We start from the raw sequence: 7,138 nt of genomic DNA, 5'->3' as shown, positions 1-7,138 counted from the left end.
GACTGACTGTGAAGAACTGGACGTTGCGCCAACGCATTTTGGCGAGCTTTGCGGTAATCATCGCCATCATGCTGCTGATGGTGGTCGTCTCGTATTCCCGGCTGTTGAAGATCGAAGACAGCGAAGCCAGCGTGCGCGAGGATGCGCTGCCAGGGCTGTATTACAGCTCCATGATTCGGGGCGCGTGGTCCGACAGCTATGTACACATTCAGGCCATGCTCGGCCTCGAGCAAGGGCAGGGCTTCACGGCAGAGGAAGCGGCCAACTTCAAGGGCTACGCTGCGCGGTTGACAGAGCAGATGGAGCTCTACCGCCAAACGATTACCGACGAAGAAGACAAGCGCGAGTACGCAGCCTTCGAAAAAATCCATGAGGACTACCACCGGATTCTGGCCGCGGTGATCGAGTTGCATAAACGCAACCAGAACGCCGAGGCCATCAACATGTTCACGGCTGAACTGACCCCGACCTGGACAGCGGGTCGCATGAAGGTCAGTGACATTCTTCGTCATAACAAGGCCGTGGCGGACGCCGATATCGCGGCCATTGATGACGCAGTGCTCACCGCCAAAGTCATCATGGGTATCTCGCTGGTGATCGCCGTGCTGGCCGCGGCTCTCTGTGGCCTGTTGCTGATGCGCGCCATCATGGCGCCGATGAATCGTATCGTGAAAATTCTCGAAATCATGCGCACCGGCGACCTCAGCAGCCGTTTGAATCTTGAGCGCAAGGATGAATTCGGCGCAGTGGAAACCGGCTTCAACGACATGATGGCCGAACTGACCTCGCTGGTATCCCAGGCGCAGCGTTCTTCGGTGCAGGTCACCACGTCGGTCACGGAAATCGCTGCCACCTCCAAGCAGCAGCAGGCCACCGCCACCGAGACGGCGGCCACCACCACTGAAATCGGTGCGACGTCCCGTGAAATCGCCGCAACATCGCGGGACCTGGTGCGCACCATGACCGAGGTGTCCACCGCCGCCGATCAGGCCTCGGTCGCCGCCGGTTCCGGCCAGCAAGGGCTGGCGCGCATGGAAGAAACCATGCACTCGGTGATGGGCGCGGCGGATCTGGTCAACGCCAAGCTGGCGATCCTCAACGAGAAAGCCGGCAACATCAACCAGGTGGTGGTGACCATCGTCAAGGTCGCCGACCAGACCAACCTGTTGTCGCTCAACGCCGCCATCGAGGCCGAGAAGGCCGGCGAGTATGGTCGCGGTTTTGCCGTGGTCGCCACCGAAGTGCGACGCCTGGCCGACCAGACCGCTGTTGCGACCTATGACATCGAGCAGATGGTGCGCGAGATTCAATCGGCGGTGTCGGCCGGTGTGATGGGCATGGACAAGTTCTCCGAAGAAGTGCGCCGTGGTATGTCGGAAGTGCAGCAGGTTGGCGAGCAACTGTCGCAGATCATCCATCAGGTCCAGGCACTGGCACCGCGGGTGTTGATGGTCAACGAGGGCATGCAGGCCCAGGCCACCGGTGCCGAGCAGATCAACCATGCGCTGGTGCAATTGGGCGATGCCAGCAGCCAGACCGTCGAATCCCTGCGTCAGGCCAGTTTCGCCATCGATGAATTGAGCCAGGTGGCCGTCGGGCTGCGCAGCGGCGTTTCGCGATTCAAAGTCTGATGAGCGAAATGACGGCCAAACGCAGCGCCGTTAAGCCAGCGTTGCACGCCTTGTTTCTGGTGTTTCGCATCGGCAGCGAGCGCTATGCCTTGCAGGCCATCGAAGTGGCGGAAGTGCTGCCGCGCCTGCCATTGAAACCCATCGCCCACGCGCCGCAATGGGTTGCGGGGGTGTTTGCCTATCGCGGTGCGGTGGTGCCGGTGATCGACCTTGGTGCTTTGACGTTTGGTACGCCATCGCAAGCGCGCACCAGCACGCGGCTGGTGCTGGTGCATTACCGACCGGATGAAAGCGCACAGGCGCAACTGCTCGGGCTGATTCTGGAACAGGCCACGGACACCTTGCGTTGCAACCCGGCGGATTTTCAGCCTTATGGGTTGGATAATCGCCAGGCCCCGTATCTGGGGCCGGTGCGCGAAGATGCGCACGGTCTGTTGCAATGGGTGCGAGTCGCCGATCTCTTGGATGAACCGGTGCGTGCGCTGCTGTTTCCGACGCCACCTCTGGACCTGACGCTGCTTGAGGGCCGGCCATGACCAGCGACCAGCGTTTTTTCGATTTCCTCAAAGAGCGCATCGGCCTTGACGTGACGTCGGTCGGTCCGGCGATCATCGAGCGTGCCGTGCGTCAACGCAGTGCGGCGGCTTCGGCGCAGTCGGCGGATGAATATTGGCGTACCTTGCAGGCGTCTGCCGACGAACAACAGGCGTTGATCGAAGCGGTGATCGTTCCCGAGACCTGGTTTTTTCGTTACCCGGAATCTTTCGCCACCCTGGCGAAACTGGCGACCAAACGGTTGGCAGACATCAACAATATGCGTGCCCTGCGGATTCTCAGCCTGCCGTGCTCCACGGGCGAGGAGCCTTACTCGATTGCCATGGCACTGCTGGATGCCGGGTTCAAACCGCACCAGTTCAAGGTCGAAGGCATGGATGTCAGCCCGCTGTCGGTGGACAAAGCCCGGCGCGCGCGGTACGGCAAGAACTCGTTTCGCGGTCAGGACATCACGTTTCGCGACCGGCATTTCACCGCCGAAGGCGACGGCTTTCGGCTTAGTCCGCGAGTGCTCGATCAAGTCCACCTGCAGGTGGGCAACCTGCTCGATCCGGCATTGCTGGTCAACGAGCCACCCTATGACTTCGTGTTTTGCCGCAACCTGCTGATCTACTTCGATCTGGCCACACAAAAACAAGTGTTCGAGGTGCTCAAGCGCCTGACTCATGTGGATGGCGTGTTGTTTATCGGACCGGCCGAAGGCAGTCTGTTGGGGCGTTTGGGCATGCGTTCGATCGGTATCCCGCAATCCTTTGCCTTCAGCCGGCAGAGCCCGGCGGAGTCAGAGCCGTTGCCAGCTTTCGTCCCCACACCTTTACGGGTGCCGCAACCCCTGCGCAATGTGCTTGCCCCTGCGACCAGCAAGCGCCCATTCACCAGCACTGCACGCCCTGTGCCACCGGCGAACACCGGCAACACCGACGCCGCCAGGCTGCTGGCGAACATCGCCGCGCTGGCCAATGAAGGCAAAAGTACCGAGGCTCGCGCCGCGTGTGACAGTTACTTGCGCAGCCATGAGCCGGTGGCCCAGGTTTTCTACTGGCTGGGTTTGCTCAGCGATGTCGCCGGCAGTGTTCTGGAGGCCCAAGGGTTTTACCGCAAGGCGTTGTACCTCGAACCGCAACATCCCGACGCATTGATGCATCTGGCCGCCTTGCTGCAGTCCCAGGGCGATACGGCGGGAGCCCGACGATTGCAGGAACGCGCCGCCCGCAGCGAGCGCGCCGCTGACAGTGAGCGTAAACGATGATCGCCTCCGACACCTTTAGCGTCACCCATGAAGATGCCCAGGCCATCGATGATTGCTGGAACCGCATCGGGATCCATGGCGACAAATCCTGCCCGTTGTTGATCGAACACATTCATTGCCGTAATTGCGCGGTGTATTCGGCGGCGGCGACACGCTTGCTGGATCGCTATGCGTTGCAGCAGGAAGACCGTGAACATGTGTCTGGTACGTTGCAGAGCGAGGTGAAAACCCGCTCGCTGCTGATGTTCCGCCTCGGTGAAGAATGGCTGGGGCTGGCGACGCGCAGCTTGGTGGAAGTGGCGCCGATGCAAGCCATTCACTCCCTGCCGCACCAGCGTTCGCGGGCCTTGCTCGGTGTGGCGAACGTACGCGGTGCGCTGGTGGCGTGCCTGTCGTTGGTCGAATTGCTGGGCCTCGATGGCGTCAGCAGCGTGGCGACGGGCGCGCGGGTCATGCCGCGCATGCTGATCATCGCCGCTCACGGTGGGCCGGTGGTCGTACCGGTGGACGAAGTGGACGGGATTCACGCCATCGACGAGCTTGTGCTCGAGGCTGCGTCGAAATCCGGCAACCAGGCCAATGCCAAATACACCCAAGGCGTGTTGCAATTCAAAGGTCGCAGCCTGCGTTGGCTGAATGAAGAACAGCTGTTGTCCGCCGTGACCCGGAGCCTCACATGACCCCCGAGCAAATGCGCGATGCCTCTTTGCTGGAGCTGTTCAGCCTCGAAGCCGAAGCCCAGACCCTGGTTTTGAGCGCAGGTCTGCTGGCGCTGGAGCGCGACCCGACCCTGGCCGATCAGCTCGAGTCGTGCATGCGCGCGGCGCACTCGCTCAAGGGCGCAGCACGAATTGTCGGCGTCGATGCCGGCGTCAGTGTCGCGCACGTCATGGAGGACTGCCTGGTCAGCGCCCAGGAAGGGCGGTTGTACCTGCGCCCCGAACATATCGATGCGTTGCTGCAAGGCACTGATTTGCTGATGCGCATCGCCACACCCGGCAACGCCCCGCTGCCTGTGGATATCGAAGCCTATGTCGCGCTGATGGCGCGCTTGCTCGATCCGGCTGCCGCCGTCATGCCGGCCAAGGCAACGCCCGCTCCGGTCATGGCAGAGCTTCAGCTCGAAGCTCCGGTGGCCAAGGTTGAAGTCCCGGAACCGGAGATTGAAGCACCGCCCGCCGCGCCGAAGAAGACCAGACGCACCACCGAAAACGGCGAGCGCGTGTTGCGGGTGACCGCCGAGCGTCTGAACAGCCTGCTCGATCTGTCGAGTAAATCCCTGGTGGAAACCCTGCGGCTCAAGCCGCACCTGGCCACCATGCAGCGCCTCAAGCGCATGCAGAACAACAGCCTGCGAGCACTGGAAAATCTCAACGTCCATCTCAAGGAACACGCCCTGAGCCTTGAAGCCCGGGAAGCCCTCGAAGATGCTCGTCGACTGCTGGCGGAGTCACAGCAGTTGCTGGCGGAAAAAAACGCCGAACTCGATGAGTTCGCCTGGCAGGCCAGTCAGCGGGCACAGGTGTTGTACGACACGGCGCTGGCCTGTCGCATGCGGCCATTCGCCGATGTGCTGACCGGTCAGGTGCGCATGGTCCGCGATCTGGGCCGCAGTCTCGGCAAGCAGGTCCGTCTGGAGATCGAGGGCGAGAAAACCCAGGTCGACCGTGATGTGTTGGAAAAACTCGAAGCGCCACTCACCCACCTGCTGCGCAATGCCGTCGATCACGGCATCGAATCGCCGGAGCAACGGCTGTTGGCCGGCAAGCCCGAGGAAGGCCTGATCCGCCTTCGTGCTTCCCATCAGGCCGGATTGCTGGTGCTGGAACTCAGTGATGATGGCAACGGTGTCGATCTGGAAAAGGTCCGTCGCAGCATCATCGAACGCCAATTGTCCCCGGCGGAAACCGCCGCACAGTTGAGCGAAGAGGAACTGCTGACGTTCCTGTTCCTGCCGGGTTTCAGCCTGCGCGACACGGTCACTGAAGTTTCCGGCCGCGGCGTCGGCCTGGACGCGGTGCAGCACATGGTCCGCCAGTTGCGTGGCGCGGTGGTGCTGGAGCAGACGGCGGGCGAGGGCAGCCGCTTTCACCTGGAGGTGCCGCTGACCCTGTCGGTGGTGCGCAGCCTGGTGGTGGAAGTCGGCGACGAAGCCTATGCCTTTCCGCTGGCGCATATCGAACGCATGTGCGATCTGGAGCCGGGGGACATCGTTCAGGTCGAGGGCCGCCAGCATTTTTGGCATGAAGGCCGGCACGTCGGACTGGTCGCCGCCAGCCAATTGCTGCAACGTCCGGCGAGCCAGGGCAATCAGCAGACCTTGAAAGTCGTGGTCATTCGCGAGCGCGATACCGTTTATGGCGTCGCGGTCGAGCGTTTTATCGGCGAGCGCACGCTGGTGGTGCTGCCCCTGGATGAGCGCCTGGGCAAGATCCAGGACATTTCCGCCGGAGCCTTGCTCGACGATGGCTCGGTGGTGTTGATCGTCGACGTCGAGGACATGTTGCGTTCGGTGGACAAACTGCTCAACACCGGGCGCCTGGAGCGCATCGCCCGTCACAGCAACCAGGCGGCCGAAGCGGCACGCAAGCGGATTCTGGTGGTGGATGACTCGCTCACTGTGCGCGAACTGCAACGCAAATTGCTGCTCAATCGCGGCTATGACGTGGCCGTGGCGGTGGACGGCATGGACGGCTGGAACGCATTGCGTTCGGAAGATTTCGATCTGTTGATCACCGATATCGATATGCCGCGCATGGACGGTATCGAACTGGTGTCGTTGTTGCGGCGGGACAACCGCCTGCAATCGTTGCCGGTGATGGTGGTTTCCTACAAGGATCGAGAGGAGGACCGTCGCCGTGGACTGGATGCCGGAGCCGACTATTATCTAGCCAAAGCCAGTTTTCATGATGACGCCCTGCTTGATGCAGTGGTTGAGCTCATAGGAGGAGCGCGGGCATGAAGATCGCAATTGTCAACGACATGCCCATGGCCGTAGAAGCCCTGCGCCGGGCGCTGGCGTTCGAGCCGGCGCACCAGGTGATCTGGGTGGCCGGCAACGGCAGGGAAGCCGTGCAGATGTGTGCCGAACAGACCCCGGACCTGATCCTGATGGACCTGATCATGCCAGTGATGGACGGGGTGGAGGCGACTCGCCGGATCATGGCCGAAACGCCCTGCGCCATTGTCATCGTCACGGTCGATCGTCAACAGAATGTGCATCGGGTCTTCGAAGCCATGGGCCATGGTGCCCTGGACGTGGTCGACACCCCGGCCATCGGAGCCGGCAATGCCCAGGAAGCGGCAGCGCCGCTGTTACGCAAAATCATGAATGTGGGCTGGCTGATCGGCGAAAAGGGCAACCGCGAGCGATCAGTGCCGGGCCCGCTGCGCAGTGCTGGTTCGCGCCAGAGTCTGATTGCCATTGGCTCATCCGCTGGCGGGCCGGCGGCACTGGAAGTCCTACTCAAGGGACTTCCGAGGGATTTTTCCCCGGCCATCGTGCTGGTCCAGCATGTTGACCAGGTGTTTGCCGCCGGAATGGCCGAATGGCTCAGTAGCGCCAGCGGGCTCAACGTGCGCCTGGCACAGGAAGGCGAGCCGCCACAAAGTGGCACCGTGTTGCTGGCCGGCACCAACCACCATATCCGCTTGTTGAAAAACGGCACGCTGGCCTACACCGCGGAACCGGTCAATGAGATTT

General features: G+C 62.0%; 6 protein-coding genes. All 6 read left to right on the top strand.

All coding sequences use genetic code 11. The annotated features are described in order from the left end of the window. Positions 1-8: 8 nt before the first annotated feature. The gene (locus D8U18_RS16925; protein ID WP_056856292.1) at positions 9-1,631 is read left to right on the top strand and encodes a methyl-accepting chemotaxis protein; all 1,623 of its coding nucleotides are present in this window, start codon (positions 9-11) and stop codon (positions 1,629-1,631) included. Continuing rightward, positions 1,631-2,167: a chemotaxis protein CheW gene (locus D8U18_RS16920; protein ID WP_131108053.1), complete on the top strand. Its 537-nt coding sequence runs from the start codon at positions 1,631-1,633 to the stop codon at positions 2,165-2,167. The genes D8U18_RS16925 and D8U18_RS16920 overlap by 1 nt, the downstream gene beginning before the upstream one ends. After that, entirely contained in the window at positions 2,164-3,435 is a 1,272-nt protein-coding gene (locus D8U18_RS16915) for a protein-glutamate O-methyltransferase CheR (RefSeq protein ID WP_131108052.1), read from the top strand. The genes D8U18_RS16920 and D8U18_RS16915 overlap by 4 nt, the downstream gene beginning before the upstream one ends. Then, positions 3,432-4,115, top strand: coding sequence for a chemotaxis protein CheW (locus D8U18_RS16910; RefSeq protein WP_056856289.1), 684 nt, complete (start codon positions 3,432-3,434; stop codon positions 4,113-4,115). The genes D8U18_RS16915 and D8U18_RS16910 overlap by 4 nt, the downstream gene beginning before the upstream one ends. Further along, on the top strand, positions 4,112-6,397 hold the full coding sequence (locus D8U18_RS16905; protein WP_130904471.1) for a hybrid sensor histidine kinase/response regulator: 2,286 nt from the start codon (positions 4,112-4,114) through the stop codon (positions 6,395-6,397). Before D8U18_RS16910 ends, D8U18_RS16905 begins: the two co-directional genes overlap by 4 nt. Beyond that, positions 6,394-7,138 (top strand): chemotaxis protein CheB (locus D8U18_RS16900; RefSeq protein WP_131108051.1); only part of this gene is annotated, 745 nt, incomplete at its 3' end. The genes D8U18_RS16905 and D8U18_RS16900, both read left to right, overlap by 4 nt.

The organism is Pseudomonas sp. Sample_10 (assembly GCF_004321495.1).
Classification (GTDB): Bacteria; Pseudomonadota; Gammaproteobacteria; order Pseudomonadales; family Pseudomonadaceae; genus Aquipseudomonas.
Note: the sequence above shows the minus strand (reverse complement) of the source record. Positions and strands in the feature narration are given on the sequence as shown.

Excerpts from the sequence above, each read along its gene's own strand:
- D8U18_RS16905 (WP_130904471.1), top strand. The coding sequence starts at position 4,112 with ATGACCCCCGAGCAAATGCGCGATGCCTCTTTGCTGGAGCTGTTCAGC.
- D8U18_RS16915 (WP_131108052.1), top strand. The coding sequence starts at position 2,164 with ATGACCAGCGACCAGCGTTTTTTCGATTTCCTCAAAGAGCGCATCGGC.
- D8U18_RS16920 (WP_131108053.1), top strand. The coding sequence starts at position 1,631 with ATGAGCGAAATGACGGCCAAACGCAGCGCCGTTAAGCCAGCGTTGCAC.
- D8U18_RS16910 (WP_056856289.1), top strand. The coding sequence starts at position 3,432 with ATGATCGCCTCCGACACCTTTAGCGTCACCCATGAAGATGCCCAGGCC.